Source organism: Lysinibacillus sp. SGAir0095 (genome assembly GCF_005491425.1).
Lineage (GTDB): Bacteria > Bacillota > Bacilli > Bacillales_A > Planococcaceae > Ureibacillus.
Genome location: NZ_CP028083.1, coordinates 2,923,935 through 2,942,156 on the forward strand (window position 1 = coordinate 2,923,935; position 18,222 = coordinate 2,942,156).

The window sequence follows — 18,222 nt, forward strand, 5'->3', positions numbered from 1 at the left end:
GAGGTGACGGATACCTCGATCTAATCAGTCCCTAGTCTATCCTAAAGAATTAAGAATCGACCCTACATAAGAGGCTAATCCAAGTAACAAATGGGTTAGCCTCTTATTATTGAATGTTCAAAAGAAACAGCTCGCGTTGTAGTTCCTCTTTACGGAATTTCTCCTCTAGTAATTCCTGTAACAATTGATGTTTTCTTTCTTCATCACTTACAAGTAACTTAATTTTCTCGCGGGCAGTTAGTAAAAATTTTAGATACTCTTCATAACTTTCGTCAAAAAATTCATTTAAATCGTTCTTAATTTGTTTTGCTAACAAGGGACTTGCCCCTTCTGTTGAAATGGCGATTTTCAGCTTTCCTCTTTCTAAATAAGCCATATTGTAAAAATTACTATCATCAGGTGAGTCAACAATATTCACAAGTTGGTTTTCTGAACAGTTTTTTCTAACAGCTGCATTTACCTCGCGATTATTTGTGGCAGCAATAACAAGAAAGGCATCCTTTGTATCCGTTATTTCAAAATCTCGCTCCAACCATTGAATCTCTCCTTGTAAAAAATATGTATGTAATGTATTCGTAAGCGAAGGACTTACAATTACAATTCGTGCATTTTGTCCTAAGAGCAGCTTGGTTTTTTTTGTTGCAATTTCCCCGCCACCAACAATGAGTACTCGTTTATTTTTTAAATTCAACATTACCGGATACATCGATTTTCCTCCTAACATAGAAATAAAGGCTGTATCGAAATACAACCTTTATCATAGACTATTAAGCTTGATTATGGAACTCGCGACCATCTGTTACTGCATCGACATAACCGGCACGGATTACGAAGTCACCCAAGTATTCGTTATCTAAGCGTTCTTTAGCATAGTGTTCAATAATCGGACGAAGTGTTGATAAAATCTCCTCTTCTCCTATATTTTCCTTATAGATTTTATTTAATCGATTACCAGTATGACTAGCCCCTAGATAGAAATTATATTTCCCTGGTCCTTTACCGATAAATCCAATCTCGCCCATTGCAGCACGAGAGCACCCGTTTGGACAGCCTGACATACGGATTGTTATATCTTGATCACGCAAACCGTTTTCATCCAGAATAACTTCTATTTTTTCGATTAATGAAGGTAAATAACGTTCTGCCTCAGCCATTGCTAAACCACAAGTTGGTAATGCTACACAAGCAATTGCGTTGCGACGTAATGCTGAGTAATTATCACTGTCGGTTAGTTGATATTTTTCAATAATCTCATTGATTGCTTTTTTTGCTCGCGCACCAACGTTTGCAATCACCACATTTTGATTTCCAGTAAAACGGAATTCCCCTTTATGGATTTCTGCAATTTCACGTAATGCCGTTTTCAATGGGTAATTATCAAAATCACGTACACGACCATTTTGAATAAATAATGTGAAATGATATTTACCATCATCCCCTTTTATCCAACCGTAACGATCACCAGTATGCTCAAAATGAAATGCTTTCGCTTCTTCAAATGTATATCCTAAACGCGACTCAATTTCTTCTTTTACACTATCTAAGCCTAAACGATCGACTGTATATTTGAAACGAGCATACTTACGTACAGAACGATCACCATAATCACGTTGTACCGTCATAATTTTCTCACACACGTCAACAATTCTATCCTTTGAAACATATCCGATTAGACGGCTAAGTTGCGGATACGTTGCTGTATCACCATGAGTCATACCCATACCACCGCCAATTGCTACGTTAAAGCCTATTAACTCGTTATTCTCTAACACTGCTATTAAGCCGATATCTTGAGAGAATACGTCAACATCATTAGCAGGTGGGATAGCGATACCGATTTTAAATTTACGTGGCAAGTAAAGTGAACCATAAATCGGTTCTTGTTCTTCTTGTGTATCAACAATTTTTTCTTTATCTAACCAAATTTCATAATACGCATTTGTTCGAGGTAATAAGTGATCACTAATTTTAGATGACCATTCAAATATTTCCTGATGCAACTGGGATTGATATGGATTTGCATTACACATAACATTTCGGTTTACGTCACCACAAGCTGCAATCGTATCAAATAAAACACTATTCAGTTCTTGCATATGTTTTTTCATATTCCATTTTAAAATCCCATGGAATTGAATTGTTTGACGTGTAGTAATTTTAAAAGACTGATTTCCATACTTCTCTGCTAGCTCATCCATTTTAAGCCATTGCTCTGGTGTAGCGACACCACCGGGCATACGCACACGAACCATGAATTGATAAGCTGGCTCTAATTTCTTATGTTCACGTTCTAAACGAACATCACGGTCATCCTGTAAATAGCTTCCGTGGAACTTCATTAATCGATTATCCCAATCGGAAATACCTGAGCTGAGTTCATCCTCCATTGATTCTACTAGAGACCCACGCAAGTAATTACTTTCTGCTTTTATCTCCTCAACATCACTTGGTTTACCTTCTTGAGGTGGTAATACAACTTTTTGTACCATTCGTACTTCCCCCTTAATATACATCTCGTTGATAGCGTTTTTGTTTACGAAGTTCTTCAAGATATTCTTTTGCTTGTTCTTCTGTTTTGTTTCCTTGTTCTGCGATGATATGTAGCAATGTATTATGAACGTCAGCAGCCATATGATCCTTATCACCACATACGTAAAGACTTGCGCCTTTCTCTACCCATTCGAATAGTTCAGCCGCATGCTTTTGCATTTTGTGTTGAACATAAACTTTTTCTTCTTTGTCGCGAGAAAAGGCTACATCCAGTTTTGTTAATACTCCAGATTTCAGCCAGCTTTGCCACTCTGTTTGATACAAGAAGTCTGTTACAAAATGCTGGTCTCCAAAGAATAACCAGTTCTTGCCTTCTGCACCACGCTCTTCACGCTCTTGAATAAAGGAACGGAATGGCGCAACACCAGTACCAGGGCCAACCATAATAATTGGCGTATCATCTGCTGGTAATTTAAAATTCGGATTCTTTTGTACATAAACTCTAACACTATCACCAATTTCTAAATTGTCTGCAACATGGGTTGAACATACCCCTAAACGTTCACGACCCTCTACTTCATAACGAACTGCTCCAATTGTGACATGCACTTCCTCTGGATATGCTGCTAGACTACTGGAAATTGAATATTGACGTGCAGGTAGTTTTCTTAAGACATCGACAAAGCTTTGTTCGTTCCAGCTAAAAGGAGCAAATTTTTCGACAACATCAACTAGATCACGGCCATGAGTATAGCTCTTAAATGCTTCACGATCTGTAAGTAATGCATGGAATTCTTCGTTTAACGTGAATTCACCAATTTTTTGCATGACTGGCTTAGAAAGCACTGTAATTTCTAGTAAATTTGTCAAAGCATATTTCAGTGTTACTTCTTCGCCTTCCACACTTACTAAGTGTTCATCTTTGAAACCTAAGGCAGAAATTAATGAATTAACTAGGCCTTTATTATTTGTTGGGTAAATTGCTAGACTATCACCTGGCTCAAATGTAATTCCTGAATTCTCCAGAGATAATTCCAAGTGAATTGTTTCCTTATTTGAGCCTACACCATTTAGGTTAATCTTTTCTAGAATCTCAGCGTTGAATGGATTTTTGCGAGTGTACAGGACAGTAGACTCCAAGACAGTAGGAGCAGCTTCTTGAATCGTTTGCCCACTTACTTCGCCTTCCTGTAATTTCACTTTTACAGAATCAAACCATTTAGCTGCTGGGTCATCATAATCCAGATCGCAGTCAACACGTTCAACTAATCTTGAAGCACCGAGCTTTTCTAACTGTTCATCGAAATCTATTCCTGTTTTGCAGAAAAATTCGTAGGAACTGTCTCCTAAAGAAAGAACCGCAAATTTAACATGATCTAATTTTGGTGCTCGCTTTCCATAAAGATAGCTATGGAAAGAAATGGCGTTATCTGGTGGTTCACCCTCACCATGCGTACTTGCAATCACAAGTAAGTGGTCCAATTTTTTTAAAGCATTTGTTTTAAAGTCGCTCATTGAAGAAACATTCACTTCAAACCCAGCTTTTTCTAATTGAGCACCATATTTTTTAGCTAGCCCACCAGCATTACCTGTTTGAGAAGCATACAAGATTGTAATGTGCTTTGATGGAGCTTTTTCAACAGGAGTTGGTAAAACTACAACATTACTCGATGGTTGCTCACTTACAATTGGTGCATTTGTAGCTTGTGTACCTACTAGGGCAGTTGCACTTAAGTAACCCGTTAACCAGATTTTTTGGTTTTGTGTTAATGTTGCAAAAATTTCATTTAGTTGCTGGACTTGTTGTTCGTTAAAAGGGCTATTTGTTACTTCTAACTTCACTTCCGACACACCTCTTCGCCTAAATTATTTTAATCTAATCTTTTCATTTTTTTCGATTTGTACAATAATGTTATCCTGGACAATTAAAGTAATTGAGCCATATTTCATCGTACTCATCATTTTTTTTAGGTTTTCTACTGCCTGTTCAAAGTTCTCTTGTTTTTTATCCATTTGGAACACTCTCCCTATACGAATATAACGTTTCTTGAACTCGCTCAATTAACACCTGACGCACGTTATCGTCATACCCTAAACACTCGCAAAGGACTACCTCACTATCCGAAAAACCAAGGCTGGCCATTTTCTTTTGAATGCCAATTTTCAAAAGACCCGTAAACAAAATATATGGAACAACATATACTGGATTTTCACGATTGTTTTGTAATTGCTTTAGTGTATTTTCAAATGAGGGGCCTTTCCCGTATAAGAAACAAATATCAACCTTCGCATAGTTATATTTTCGTTTTAGGTGATCTGCAATTTGTTGAAAGTCTATTTGAACGCTTTCATCACTACTTCCACGTCCAATCAGTAAAACATCCATCTCCTCATTATGCTTTGTGCTCTTTTGTCGCACTCGTTCTTGTAAACTATCAATCAGTTTTTCTTGGATGCCAAAAGTTTTACCGAACGTAAATGAAACATTTGGATAAAGTTCTTTTGCTTTGTCAATCTCAAGGGGAATATCTTGTTTAGCATGGTTTGCAGTCAAAAGAAGAATAGGAATGATGGCAATTTCGGTTGCACCTTTTGCAATACAGGCAGAAACACCTTCCACAATCGAAGGTTCAGCTAGCTCAAGGAAGCAAATTTCTTGGATTTCTACATCAATTTGAGGTTTAACTGTTTCAATAAATTGTCTCGCTTCTTCTACACCAGCTTTTACACGGCTACCATGGGCAACATACAATACTGCTTGCAAACTTTTCCCCTTCTTTCTTAAACTGAAATTTTTTGTAAACTGTCGGTTGTTTTTTCATACCAAGCAATTTTCTCACGCATTTTTACTACTTCACCAACAAGAATCATACTTGGGTTTTGAATTTCCTCATTTTTGGCTATTTCTACAATTGTTTCTAACGTACCCGTAATCGTTTTTTGGTGTTCTGTTGTTCCCCAGTGAATAAGTGCGACTGGCGTTTTTGGATTACGATTATATTTCATTAGCTGCTCTGTAATATATGGCAGATTCCCTACCCCCATATAAATGGCAAGTGTATCGACCGATTCAGCTAAGCCTTTCCAGTTTATTGCATCATCTTTTCCTTCCCTCATATGACCAGTCACAAGGGCAAAGCTAGATCCCAAATCACGATGTGTAACCGGAATGCCTGCATAAGCTGGCGCTGCCACACCAGAAGTAACACCTGGAACAATTTCAAATGGAATACCGGCTTCCACTAGTACTTCCGCTTCTTCTGCCCCACGGCCAAAAACAAATGGATCGCCACCTTTTAGACGGGTAACCACTTTACCTTGGCTTGCATGCTCGACTAGCAATCTATGGATTCTATCTTGAATCACACCATGTAATTTGGGTAGTTTACCAACAAAAATAAGCTCCGCATTAGGTTTCGCAAATTCTAATAGTTCACTATTTACCAGGCGGTCGTAAAGAATCACATCAGCTTTTTGGATACACTTTAAACCTTTAACTGTTATTAAATCTACACTTCCTGGTCCAGCTCCAACTATGTATACTTTCCCCATTATGAACCCCCTACGTAGCACAAAATAATACTTTAATATAAACACAACAATTCTTATTGGTCAACTATGTTTTTAAAAAATATGATTTTTCTGTCTTTTTATATTATTTTTTAAAAACCCCAATAACTCATGTAGTAAAACAATCCTACACCACGAGTTGATTGGGGCCTCTAGTTATCTAGTCAGCTATTCAAATTCATAGTAAACTTATATACATAATAATTTTTAGGGTTTTATATGTCAATAATCACTTTCTAAAAATTTAAACTAATTAATTCATTTCTCGTTTAGTAAAACAATACTTACCAAATTAGATTAAATTGACATGCCTCCCATTGCCGACTTTCCTTCAATACGGGTTCTTTCTTACTTAAAAAAATGCTTGAAGGTTAGACCTCCCAGCATTTCAATTATCGATCTAATTCTTGGTAACGCAACTGATAACGTCCACCATCAGCTACTGCTGAGTGATACAACGCCTTTAGAGCTAAATTCTTTTCTAGCCCCATTTCACTTTTAATTCGCTTCAATTCATCATGAAGCTCCCGTTCTTCATTTACTAATTTCAGCATTGTAGTTTTTGTATATTTCATGGCAACTCATTCCTTATTTAAGTAATTGAATAATACATACTTTTAAATAATTAAATTCTGGATAATCCTCTAATGTAACAAAATCCTCTGGAAGCGAATATTGTTCTACGATTTTATATCTTTTATTTTTTTCTTTAAAAGCTTTATCGATAAAAGTTTTAAACTTCTTCATATTAAAACTCGCATTGTTTGTTGAAGCGATGATAACCCCATTGGAAGCTGTTATATCAATCGCCTCACCAATTAGCTTTGGGTAATCCTTTGCAGTACTAAATGTCATTTTTTTCGTACGGGCAAAGCTTGGCGGATCAAGTACAACCACATCAAATTTCAATTGGTGTCTTGCTGCATATGAGAAGTAATCAAATACATTCATCACCTTAATTTGTTGTTGTTCATAATCAATTCCATTTACACTGAATTGTTCAATGGTCAAAGGTAAACTTCTTTTGGCAAGGTCAACACTGGTTGTTTCATAAGCGCCTCCAAGAGCTGCTGCAACAGAGAAAGCCCCGGTATAAGAAAATGTATTTAATACAGTTTTTCCTTCAGAAAAACGTTCACGAAGAGCAAGTCGTACATTTTTTTGGTCAAGGAATATTCCTGTCATTGCTCCATCATTCAAGTTAACGGCAAAGTTCATGCCATTTTCTCTTATGATAATAGGGAATTCTCCTACTTCACCTTCCACATAATCATCCTGCTCTACATACTGACCATTTGTATCAAATCGCTTTTTTTCGTATATACCACGAAAATTAACAATTTCTTTTAATGCTGAGAAAATGGTTTTGCGAAATGCATAAATACCTTCGCTATAAAAGCTAGCAAGATAAAAACCATCATAATAGTCAATTGTTAAGCCACCGATTCCATCTCCTTCACCGTTAAATACACGGAAGGCGGTCGTATCTGTGCTTTCATAAAATCTTTCTCGCTTCTTAAAAGCATTTTTAAACTTTTCTGCAAAAAACACTTCCTCAATTTCTTCTTTTGGATTGTTTGTCAAGATCCAACCGATGCCTTTATTTTGTTTTCCATAATAGCCTGTAGCGATATATTTTCGATTTGGCCGAACAATTTTTAGAATTGTTCCTTCTTCTAATGTTCCATCTATTGGTTCTGCCGCCTCTTTTAAAATTAGGGGATACCCATTTGCTATATCTGCAACAAAATTCGGTTTTAGTATTAATTCAACGATTTGCTTCACCCAAGTCATCCTTACTATATTTAGTTACTCTTTCTTTGTGTCCATAGGATCCGAAATTTATTCGAGACACTAGCCAAGTCTGTATATTATGACATGCTTCACTAAAAAAAGCGATGATACGCTTATTTTAAACTTTTCATGCATTATCTCATTCCCGTTAAGATGCCATTTTGAAACCATAATGCGTAAGCTATAGAAGAGATATCAGCATTCTACTTTCTGCAAAAAAAATAAAACAGAGTGCGAAATTTACAGAATCCCGCACCCTGTTTCAATGGTAATTGGTTGTTAATTTATTATATCGAATGTAAGTAAAGATGGCAGCCAATATTCCAATGACAGCTACAAATCCGTCAAAAATGAAAATGTAATTGATTGCTCCACTTTTCGCAATCATCCCTGTAACAATTGGCATCACTACAGAAGCTACACTAGATGCAGTGGCAACTAAACCTGTTACTGCCCCTTTTTTCATCCAGAACATTTCTGTCATTAAAGTGATGGCTAGTTGCAGAATACCCGCGGTCGAAAATCCTAAAAAGAAGGATGCGATTATTACAACGATTGGTACTTTAAAAGCTAAAATAATGGCAACTATTACTAACGTTATGATGGGATAGACAATTAAAATTGTAGTAGGTTTGACACGTTTTTTTAATATAAAAGCTAAAAATAATACAGATATAACAGAACCAATACTATAGTAGCTTAACAACTTGACAGACTGGCCATTTGTCATTGATACAGCATCTTGCCCATAACTCGGCAGCCAAATTTGTGCAACCGTAAATAGGGCTGTTGATGTAAAGCCAATTATTATGAGTGCCAATCCTTCTCTTAATATTTTGGGTTCCGTTTTATACTTAGGCATTAAATCTAGTTGCTCCCCACTTTCTGAAATAACTACCTGGTTAACTTTTGGAAAAGTAGCAATGAGAAGAAGCATCATATTCAATAGATAAAACGCTGCTAGTAAAAAGAAGGCATAGCCAAAGAACAGCTCATTTTCTGATAAAAATAAAATTATAAATGGTAGAATTGTTGCACCTGTTGCAATAAACGCTTTTACCAATACGTTTGCTGAACCCGATGATTTTGTAAAAATCTCCACTAATGCTGGGTACGAGCCTGCGTCCATGGCAGCATTGGCTACACCTGCTAAAATCGCAAAAATAAATGCCAACATATAGTTTGGTAATAAAGGAATACTAATCAAAAAAACTGCCATAAATAAACTAGAAAAAATTAATAATGGTTTTCTTCCTATCTTATCAGATAAAACCCCTAAACCACTGTAGGTTAGCAGCTTCCCAAAACCGATTGCTGCAATGATATAGCTAATCATCGTGCTTGATGTATCCCATTTTTCTGTTAAACTTGCCATGTTGGAGGACAGGATAATATTGACCATTCCTAATAGGAAGTAATTGCTGTACAAACCAATCGTAGCTTTCATATATGTATTCTTCATTTGAAACTCCTCGGCCTCTTTCACTTTATCGCTTTAAAGCGTTGAAAACAGTTTAACATAGTTTAGGGAACATTCGAAATATTTTCGTACTAAAATAATGATAGATTTGAACTTTTTTCAACAAAGTGAAAATAAAAACTACCTCAAAAATAAATTTGAGGCAGTTTTAAATGTTATTTTACTACGATATTTACTAATTTACCCGGCACCGCAATGACTTTCACAATTTGCTTGCCTTCAGTAAATTCTAGTACTTTTTCGTCTACTTTTGCTATTTCTTCTAGTTGTTCTCTTGATACATCTTTTGCTACTTTTACTTTAGCACGCAATTTACCATTCACTTGAACGACTACTTCTACTTCATCGTCTACAAGTTTTGACTCATCGAATGTTGGCCACTCTTCATAAGTAAGGGTTCCTGTGTGACCAAGGATTTCCCAAAGCTCTTCCGCAACATGTGGTGCAATTGGAGCTAATAGCTTAACAAAACCTTCTGCATAATCAGTTGGGAAACTTTGCGCTTTATAGCAATCATTGATAAATACCATCATTTGAGAAATGGCTGTATTAAAGCGAAGATGCTCGTAATCATCTGTTACTTTCTTCACTGTTTGGTGATACGATTTTTCAAGTGTTGTGTCTGAGCTCGTTTGTACTTTTTCAGATAAAGCACCTTCTTCAGTCGTATACAGACGCCAAATGCGGTCTAAGAAACGACGTGCACCATCCAGCCCGTTTGTTGACCATGCAACCGATGCATCCAATGGCCCCATGAACATTTCATATAAACGAAGAGTATCTGCACCATGCGTTTCAACGATATCATCAGGATTTACAACATTTCCTTTTGATTTAGACATTTTTTCATTACCTTCACCTAAAATCATTCCTTGGTTGAATAATTTTTGGAATGGTTCTTTCGTTGGTACAACACCTAAATCATAAAGTACTTTATGCCAGAAACGAGCGTACAACAAGTGAAGAACTGCATGCTCTGCACCACCAATATAAATATCAACCGGCAACCAGCGTTTTAATAATTCTTCGTCTGCAATCGCTTCATTATTATTTGGATCGATATATCTTAGGAAGTACCAACTCGAGCCTGCCCATTGTGGCATTGTGTTTGTTTCACGGCGGCCTTTTTTCCCTGTTACAGGATCAACTACATTAACCCATTCGTCAATATTTGCCAATGGGGATTCACCAGTCCCCGAAGGTCGAATATTTGTAGTTTTCGGTAATTCCAATGGTAATTCATTTACTGGAATTGTCGTCATTGTGCCATCTTCCCAATGAATTACTGGAATCGGTTCACCCCAATAACGTTGACGCGAGAATAGCCAGTCTCGTAAACGATACGTAACTTTCTTTTCACCCACACCATTTGTTTCAAGCCATTTAATGGCATTCGTAATTCCATCTACTTTATTTAAACCATCTAAAAAGTCAGAGTTAATATGTTCTCCGTCACCCGTGAAGGCTTCTTTTTCAATATCTCCACCTTCAAGAACCGGAATGATTTCTAGACCGAATTCTTTTGCGAACTCATAGTCACGCTCATCATGAGCAGGTACCGCCATAATTGCACCAGTACCATAAGATGCTAATACATAGTCTGCAATCCAGATTGGAATTTCTTTTCCGTTAATTGGATTTATAGCAAATGCACCTGTAAATACACCCGTTTTTTCTTTTGCTAAATCTGTACGTTCCAAGTCAGATTTCATTTTCACTTTTTCTAGATAGGCTTCTACTGCTTCACGTTGATCTGCAGTTGTGATTTCACTTACCAATTTATGCTCTGGTGCAAGTACGCAATACGTTGCACCAAATAAAGTATCTGGTCGCGTTGTAAAGACTTCGAACTGGTCTTTCGTACCAGCAACAGTAAATTTCACTTGTGCCCCTTCAGAACGGCCAATCCAGTTACGTTGCATATCTTTGATGGACTCTGGCCAATCTACTTCTTCTAAATCATCTAATAGGCGATCTGCATATTTTGTAATACGCAGCACCCACTGACGCATTGGTCGACGCTCAACTGGGTGGCCACCACGTTCTGATTTCCCATCGATTACTTCTTCATTCGCAAGTACAGTTCCTAATGCTGGACACCAGTTTACAGGAATTTCATCTACATAAGCTAAATCCATTTCAACAAGCTTCGTAAAAATCCATTGTGTCCACTTATAATAGCCAGGATCTGTTGTATTGATTTCACGATCCCAATCATAAGAGAAACCTAATTCCTGAATTTGACGCTTGAATGTAGCAATATTTTTTTCTGTAAATTCAGCTGGATCATTTCCCGTATCTAGTGCATATTGCTCAGCTGGCAATCCAAATGCATCCCACCCCATTGGATGTAGCACATCGTACCCTTGCATACGTTTAAAACGCGATAAAATATCAGTTGCTGTATAACCTTCTGGGTGACCAACGTGTAAACCTGCTCCTGATGGATATGGGAACATATCCAATGCATAGAATTTTGGCTTTGATGTATCGTCTAAAGTTTTGAACGATTTATTTTCCAACCAATATTGTTGCCATTTTTTTTCGATTTGTTGATGATTAAAACTCATGTACTATCTCCTCCTTATTATTGAATAGGCACGATGTGTCGACATGAAGGAATGTATTATAAAATACACCTTGACGTATTTTTTGCCCAGATTTTATCAAGCTAGCTTGATATTTACCCGTAAAAATCTGTGGCATCCGCCGGAGGCTTAAACTTCATTCGGTTGAGGTTTGAACCTTTACTGAATGAAATAAATAAAAGCTGTAACAAAAGTAGATTATCCTAATAATGGTAAAACTAATCATTGTGCAATAGCACATTTGTATTAGAAACAAATAGTTACTTTGGATGAATTGACAAAATATTTAAAAAATAAAAAAAACCCGTCCCTTTCCTTAGAAAGGGACGAGAGATATTTACAACTCCCGCGGTACCACCCAAATTAGTGACACTACACTCAGCTTTAATTCCATAACGCGGAAAAACGGTTTTAGCTACTAGTTCACTAAAACAGACTCCAAGGCGAGTTCAATTTCTCTGCTTACTAGCTCACACCACCCGCTAGCTCTCTTCAAAGCTTCAAAATTTACTATTCCTTCTCATTGTCGTACTTTTCATATTTTATTCATTTTAATGTATATAGGTAAAATAAACAAGTCTTTCCTATATTGGCAGGTTAAAATTCCAATATTTAATTTTGATCGGCTGGAATATGATTAGTATATTAGCTATTTTTCTTTTTAAGTGGGCTATCATAAACAATACAAGGAATAATGGCGATTATTAATAATCCACATAACACAGCAATTAGGACATTCATATTATAAGCATCTACAATGATTCCACCGATAAATGGGCCAATCATTCTTCCAATGGAACCAATGCTATTAACAACCCCTTGGTAAGTACCGCCCTTCCCCTTAGGTGCAAGCGTGTTGGCAATGGTAGGTACTGCCGGCCACACAAAGATTTCTCCTAAAGTTAAAACCATCATCGCTACAGCGAACATTTTAAAGCTGTCTGCAAATAGAATGATACTAAAAGAAACCATCATGATCAGCATTCCCACTACTAATTGACTTTTTATTTGTTTTTCATACTTTTGAATAAGCGGACTAATTAACGGTTGAAGCGTGATGATTAATAAGCCGTTAATTGACCACAGCAAACTGTATTCTTTTAAGCCTATCCCTTGTTGTTGAATATGTGTCGATAATGTTGAAGCCCATTGTGAGTAGGCTACCCAAGCCAATAAGAACGCACTACAAAGAATAAGCAAAGAATAAAAATTAGCTCTTGATGAGTGACTTTCAATGGTTTTCTCACTAGTTTCTTTTTCGATTTTCGGAACCATATGACGATAAGTAATGAGAGCAATTAGTAAAAAGATAATATATAAAGCTAAATTAGAAATAAATAAATAGTCGAAACTGATTTCAGCAATAGGTCCTGCCAAGGCTGGGCCAACTGCAACCCCTAGATTTTGCGCTAAGTAAATCGCATTAAATCCTTTTCTGCCACCTTCTGGCCAAACAGAACCTACTAAAGCAAACATTGCCGGGATTACGATACCACTACCAAATCCCATAATAATTAAAAAGTAAATATAATGTGGCCAACCGTGCCAAAAGGTAATTCCTATTAATGAAATTATCGTAATAGAAATTCCAAGCATGATTGATTTATATCCACCCAATTTATCAAACAAATAACCACCTACTAAATTCCCTAAAACAGTAGCACCTGCATTCATCATTAAAACAAATCCAGCAACTGACAAAGATTGTCCTAGATGATCATGCATGTAGATAGTATTTAAGGGCCATATAAGTGAGCTTCCTGTAATGTTTATAAATGCACCGATCACTAGTAACCATACATTTTTGGGCATTCCCTTACTCCTCCATTAACATAGTACAAACACCTTTTATAAAAATATGATGTTCTTCACTTGTTGTTTTTTGTTTTGTACCAAAAAATAATAGTAGTCTCCTTTTTTCAAAAGTACAAGAAAAAGATTTTGAAATTGATATGAAGTAAGGGAAAGCTCTCAGAAAGCTATTAAACTTAAAATAAAAATTCATTTGTCCATAGATAATTATTTACCATGCTTCTACACAGTCGAGGAAATGGCAGATTTGTTCAAGTGCCACGAGACTTTTTTCATGGTAGAATATTTTGTTAGAGGAGTGAAAACAAATGTCAGAACAACAATTTCCTTTCCCGTCTGATGGGAAACGTTACTATACATGGAATCGCTATTTAAGAGATGAATTTGGTAAAAAGGTTTATAAAGTGGCTTTGGATGCAGGTTTCGATTGCCCAAATCGTGATGGCACTGTCGCTTTTGGCGGGTGTACTTTTTGTAGTGCAGCAGGGAGTGGCGACTTTGCCGGGGACCGCGTAGACCCTATTTCGGTTCAATTTGAAAAAATAAAGGAAAAGATGCAGCATAAATGGAAGGACGGCATGACAATGGCCTATTTCCAAGCATATACAAATACACACGCCCCACTCCATGTCCTAAAAGAAAAATTTGAAGCTGCCCTTGCCTGTGAAGGGGTAATGGGTTTAAGTATTGCCACTCGTCCGGATTGCTTACCCGATGATGTAGTTGAATATCTAGCAGAGTTAAATGAAAGAACATATTTATGGGTTGAGTTAGGCTTGCAAACTGTCCATGAAAAAACAGCAAATCTAATTAACCGTGCCCATGACTATGCGACTTATGTAGAAGGTGTGGAAAAACTGCGCAAGCATAATATTCGCGTTTGTACACATATCATAAACGGATTACCATTAGAAGATTACGATATGATGATGGAGACTGCCAGAGAAGTGGCAAAGCTTGATGTTCAAGGAATTAAAATTCACCTTCTTCACTTATTGAAAGGGACTCCTTTAGTAAAGCAATATGAAAAAGGAATGCTGGAATTTCTTGAGAAGGATCAGTACATCCAATTAGTAGCAGACCAATTAGAAATTATTCCACCGGAAATGATAGTCCACCGTATTACAGGAGACGGACCAATTGATTTAATGATTGGCCCAATGTGGAGCGTCAACAAATGGGAGGTTCTAAACGGAATTGATGCGGAACTAGAACGTCGCGGTAGCTGGCAAGGAAAATTATATGTTCCTTCTACTAATCAAATCGTGTAATATACAACTCAAATTGTGTAATAGTAAGAGGAAGTGACAATTGATGAAGCTACAACGAGTATTACAATATGCTCAACACCTCCTTATGCAGTCAATTGAAGAAGGCGAAATTGCCGTGGATGGTACTGCCGGTAACGGGCATGATACATTATTCTTATCACAGCTTGTTGGAGAAAATGGACATGTCTATGCATTTGACGTTCAGCAGCAAGCAGTAGATGCTACCTTAAATCGATTAACCGAACATCGTGTGACAAATACAACTGTTATTTTGGATGGTCACGAAAAGGTTGCAAATTATATTCAGCAAGAGATTGCCGGCGCCGTTTTTAACCTCGGTTATTTACCAGGTGCTGACCATACGATTATTACTCAAGGAAATACTACAGTTGTTGCCATCGAACAATTGCTTCAGCTTCTAAAGGTTGGCGGCATTATTGTTCTGGTGATTTATCACGGGCATGAGGGCGGAAAAAAAGAACGCGATGATGTATTGCAATTCGTCAGCTCTCTCTCTCAAAAACATGTACATGTTTTGCGATATGAATTTATTAATCAAAAAAATGACCCGCCTTTTATTGTAGCACTTGAAAAAGTTAAACTTTTTCAAAAATAAAAGAAGCGTGAAGCAAAACGATTTTCGTTTGCTTCACGCTTTTTATTATTTATCTTGATTATTCTTTTCCCAGAATGTTGCATTCTTGATCCCTAACTTAACAGGATTGAACACCGGGTCTTTTCCTTCTTTTTTCTGCTGTTCGTAGTCTTTTAATGCTACAATTGCAGGCTTCATAATGATCAAGATAGCGATTACGTTAATCCACACCATTAAGCCTAATCCAACATCGCCCATTGCCCAAGCTAGTGATGATGTTTTGACTGTTCCATAAAATGCAGCGACTAAGATAGCTATCTTCGCTATCCATATACCAATTTTTTCATATGTTCCTGAGAAAAGATATGAAACATTTGTTTCTGCAATATAGTAATAGGCCATAATTGTTGTAAATGCAAAGAAGAATAGGGCTATCGCAACAAACGGTGCACCAAAGCCTGGTAATGAAGACTCAACTGCATGCTGTGTATAAGCAGCTCCTGCTTCAATACTTTTTGCGAATGTTATTTGTTCTTCACCTGTTAACTCACCTGAATTGAACTCTCCAACATGAACAAATGTCGTTACAGGTTCAGCGGCTTTTTCATCATGTACATTATACATCCCTGTAAATAGAATCATAAATGCTGTAGCCGAACAAACTAGTAACGTATCAATATATACTGATGCAGCTTGCACTAGCCCTTGTTTTGCAGGATGAGAAACTTCAGCTGCTGCTGCGGGATGGGCACCAGTTCCTTGACCAGCTTCGTTCGAATAAATCCCACGTTTAACTCCCCAAGCAATAGCCGAACCAATTAGTCCACCAAATAATTCTTGAGCTCCGAAAGCACTTGAGAAAATTAGTCCGAGTACATTTGGCACTTCAGAGATATTCATGACGATAATGATAATTGCCATTAAAATATAAGCAATCGCCATAAATGGAACAATAATCTGTGCAGCATTCGCAATCCATCTAACTCCACCAATAATAATAATACCTAATAAAATAGCAATAATTAATCCAGTAATCCATGTTTCAATACCAAAAGCATTTTCAACTGCACCTGCAATAGCATTTGATTGTACACCAGGCATTAACACTAGCATTGCGATTAAAGCGGCAACTGCAAAAATAACAGCAAACCATTTTTGTCCCATTCCTTTTTCAATGTAAAAGGCAGGACCACCACGATACTCAGTTTCTTTTTCTTCTTTGTAGATCTGGGCTAAAGTTGATTCTACATACGCTGTAGCCGCTCCAATGAAGGCAATTGCCCACATCCAAAACACTGCCCCCGGACCTCCAAATCCAATTGCTGTAGCAGTACCAGCAATATTACCAGTCCCAACTCGACCAGATAGTGCGATAGACATCGCTTGGAAAGAAGAAATACCTTTCTCTGATTTTTCACCTTTAAACATTAATACAAACATTTCTTTAATATGACGCACTTGCAGGAATCGTGTGAGTATTGAGAAGAAAATCCCCACGATCAAGATTCCATAGATAAACCATGGACCCCAAAAAAAGTCGTTTAGTGAACTTACTAAACTTTCCATCTGAACACCTCTCTTTTTTGTTTAATTTATTGTTATAAAATTCAATATATTACAAGAATTGAATAAATTCAATATCTTTCGATAGTTAAAGATTGATAGATTACAGAAATAGTTTTCTAATATAAAAAAAATACTCAGTTTCGAATAACTGAGTATGAAAAAAACTTTATTTAATTATATAGCCGAGTGCTCTTAGCACGTTATTCATAAAATCTCTTGCATAAATAAAGACCTCTTCTCTTTCATTATCGTGAAATAGATTATGATAACTATATGGCCACTCTTTATATTGAATTTCTGTCGATTTTTGATTAAATAACCATTTGCGACTTACAGATGGATCAGTAATTTTATCTTGTTTTGCTGTTATTAATAAAATCGGCTGTGTTAAATTATTTTCTTGTTCAGAAATAATGTTTTTCATAAGGCTCTGAACATCCTTATACCATCCAACAGTTACATGGGAATGGTAAGGAATATGATCCACCAGCTCCTGATAGCCATCATTATTTCGGGTTAACATGTTCTTATCAAATTTTAAAGAAATTTTTTTATTTGATGCAAGTGACCCTAAACTTGTCATCGCATTTGTAATTAAGTTCGTTGTCTTTCTTAAACTTAGCCATGGCGATGTAAGGATTAAACCCGCACATTCTACTTCATTTTTTTTCAGGAAGTTAACCGCCAAAGTTGCTCCAAAACCATGCCCCATAATAAAAACAGGCAACTGATATAATAACGCATTCTGCATTAATTTCTTAATAAACTCCGAGTATTCATTGAGATCTTCATCATGAATTTTGGCATATTTTGAATTCTTGCCATGACCGGGTAAATCACCCATAACGATGGTAAATCCTTCTGTACGAAGTTTTTCAATTAACCATGCATACCATTGATGATGTTCAAATGCACTATGTAAAAGAACAACAACTGCTTTAGCTTGTCCTTCTGCTTCCCATTTCCACATACTTGACCCTCCTACCCATAATAAAATGGGCAAACTTGCATTCTAATTTTCATTCTCTTCCTAATTTGATACGCTATACTATATCA

The 18,222-nt window shown here is 36.7% G+C and carries 15 protein-coding genes and 1 other annotated feature; of the genes, 2 read left to right on the forward strand and 13 right to left on the reverse strand.

What is annotated here, in order from left to right:
• Positions 1-106 precede the first annotated feature (106 nt).
• The 11 genes from C1N55_RS14400 to C1N55_RS14450 all read right to left on the reverse strand — a co-directional run bounded on the left by C1N55_RS14400 (position 107) and on the right by C1N55_RS14450 (position 13,734).
• On the reverse strand, positions 107-706 hold the full coding sequence (locus tag C1N55_RS14400) for an NAD(P)-binding protein (protein WP_168193869.1): 600 nt from the start codon (positions 704-706) through the stop codon (positions 107-109).
• A gap of 61 nt (positions 707-767) precedes the next feature.
• A complete protein-coding gene (gene cysI, locus C1N55_RS14405) occupies positions 768-2,489 on the reverse strand; it encodes an assimilatory sulfite reductase (NADPH) hemoprotein subunit (protein WP_137729488.1) in 1,722 nt (573 codons plus the stop codon).
• Positions 2,490-2,502: 13 nt separating this feature from the next.
• Positions 2,503-4,332: an assimilatory sulfite reductase (NADPH) flavoprotein subunit gene (locus tag C1N55_RS14410; protein WP_137730657.1), complete on the reverse strand. Its 1,830-nt coding sequence runs from the start codon at positions 4,330-4,332 to the stop codon at positions 2,503-2,505.
• Positions 4,333-4,356: 24 nt separating this feature from the next.
• The gene (locus C1N55_RS14415; RefSeq protein ID WP_107935490.1) at positions 4,357-4,503 is read right to left on the reverse strand and encodes a YezD family protein; all 147 of its coding nucleotides are present in this window, start codon (positions 4,501-4,503) and stop codon (positions 4,357-4,359) included.
• Positions 4,496-5,254 carry a sirohydrochlorin chelatase gene (locus C1N55_RS14420; RefSeq protein ID WP_137729489.1) on the reverse strand — a complete coding sequence of 253 codons (759 nt, stop codon included), beginning with the start codon at positions 5,252-5,254 and terminating at the stop codon, positions 4,496-4,498. The genes C1N55_RS14415 and C1N55_RS14420 overlap by 8 nt, the downstream gene beginning before the upstream one ends.
• 17 nt (positions 5,255-5,271) lie before the next feature.
• Positions 5,272-6,042, reverse strand: a complete 771-nt coding sequence (gene cobA, locus C1N55_RS14425) for a uroporphyrinogen-III C-methyltransferase (protein ID WP_137729490.1) — start codon at positions 6,040-6,042, stop codon at positions 5,272-5,274.
• Positions 6,043-6,452: 410 nt separating this feature from the next.
• The gene (locus C1N55_RS14430; protein WP_137729491.1) at positions 6,453-6,635 is read right to left on the reverse strand and encodes a hypothetical protein; all 183 of its coding nucleotides are present in this window, start codon (positions 6,633-6,635) and stop codon (positions 6,453-6,455) included.
• A 13-nt stretch (positions 6,636-6,648) separates the two neighbouring features.
• The gene (locus C1N55_RS14435; RefSeq protein WP_168193870.1) at positions 6,649-7,845 is read right to left on the reverse strand and encodes a class I SAM-dependent rRNA methyltransferase; all 1,197 of its coding nucleotides are present in this window, start codon (positions 7,843-7,845) and stop codon (positions 6,649-6,651) included.
• A 271-nt stretch (positions 7,846-8,116) separates the two neighbouring features.
• The gene (locus tag C1N55_RS14440; protein WP_137729493.1) at positions 8,117-9,316 is read right to left on the reverse strand and encodes an MFS transporter; all 1,200 of its coding nucleotides are present in this window, start codon (positions 9,314-9,316) and stop codon (positions 8,117-8,119) included.
• 173 nt (positions 9,317-9,489) lie between these two features.
• The gene (gene leuS / locus C1N55_RS14445; protein WP_137729494.1) at positions 9,490-11,904 is read right to left on the reverse strand and encodes a leucine--tRNA ligase; all 2,415 of its coding nucleotides are present in this window, start codon (positions 11,902-11,904) and stop codon (positions 9,490-9,492) included.
• A 337-nt stretch (positions 11,905-12,241) separates the two neighbouring features.
• Positions 12,242-12,455 (reverse strand) — a binding site (T-box leader).
• Positions 12,456-12,567: 112 nt separating this feature from the next.
• Positions 12,568-13,734: an MDR family MFS transporter gene (locus C1N55_RS14450; protein WP_137729495.1), complete on the reverse strand. Its 1,167-nt coding sequence runs from the start codon at positions 13,732-13,734 to the stop codon at positions 12,568-12,570.
• Between the two features lie 308 nt (positions 13,735-14,042).
• Between C1N55_RS14450 and C1N55_RS14455 the strand changes: the two genes are divergently transcribed.
• Together C1N55_RS14455 and C1N55_RS14460 are read left to right on the forward strand one after the other, a co-directional pair.
• Complete coding sequence (locus C1N55_RS14455; protein ID WP_137729496.1) at positions 14,043-15,005, forward strand: tRNA modification radical SAM protein MnmL/YtqA; 963 nt, start codon at positions 14,043-14,045, stop codon at positions 15,003-15,005.
• Positions 15,006-15,048: 43 nt separating this feature from the next.
• The gene (locus C1N55_RS14460) at positions 15,049-15,621 is read left to right on the forward strand and encodes a tRNA 5-(aminomethyl)-2-thiouridylate-methyltransferase MnmM (RefSeq protein ID WP_137729497.1); all 573 of its coding nucleotides are present in this window, start codon (positions 15,049-15,051) and stop codon (positions 15,619-15,621) included.
• A gap of 45 nt (positions 15,622-15,666) precedes the next feature.
• Here C1N55_RS14460 and C1N55_RS14465 read toward each other — a convergent pair whose 3' ends face one another.
• Together C1N55_RS14465 and C1N55_RS14470 are read right to left on the reverse strand one after the other, a co-directional pair.
• Positions 15,667-17,166, reverse strand: coding sequence for an alanine/glycine:cation symporter family protein (locus C1N55_RS14465; protein ID WP_137729498.1), 1,500 nt, complete (start codon positions 17,164-17,166; stop codon positions 15,667-15,669).
• 166 nt (positions 17,167-17,332) lie between these two features.
• Positions 17,333-18,136 (reverse strand): alpha/beta hydrolase, encoded by an 804-nt coding sequence (locus C1N55_RS14470; RefSeq protein WP_137729499.1) that lies wholly within the window; start codon positions 18,134-18,136, stop codon positions 17,333-17,335.
• Positions 18,137-18,222: the final 86 nt, after the last annotated feature.